Consider the following 463-nt stretch of genomic DNA (forward strand, 5'->3'; position numbering starts at 1 on the left):
AAACGTCATTGGCCGCAGTCGGCACGTTAACGCTGCCGCTGGTCTGGCCGGCCTCGATGGTGATGATCGAGCCGTTGGACAGAGTGACGGTCACCGGGGTCTGCGCCGGATTGGTCAGGGTGGCGGTGTAGGTGATCTGGCCGCCTTCGGTGATGTTGCCGGTGGCAGCCAGGGTCAGGCCCGTGTTGTCCACCGAGTCGGTGATGGTGGTCACGGCTGGCGTGGTGCTTGGGACCAGGTTTTCGAAGTTGCCGCCGGTGGCACCGGTGATGGTGGTGCTGACGGTGCTGCTATTGTTGTAAACGTCATTGGCCGCAGTCGGCACGTTAACGCTGCCGCTGGTCTGGCCGGCCTCGATGGTGATGATCGAGCCGTTGCTCAGGGTGACGGTCACCGGTGTCTGCGCCGGGTTGGTCAGGGTGGCGGTGTAGGTGATCTGGCCGCCTTCGGTGATGTTGCCGGT

1 protein-coding gene is annotated in these 463 nt (G+C 63.9%); it reads right to left on the minus strand.

Annotated elements, in window-relative coordinates; translation table 11 throughout:
- Positions 1 to 463 (minus strand): immunoglobulin-like domain-containing protein (locus AC07XF_RS28980; RefSeq protein ID WP_495029252.1); only part of this gene is annotated, 463 nt, incomplete at both ends.

The organism is Pseudomonas sp. GW821-FHT01C01, from assembly GCF_059422645.1.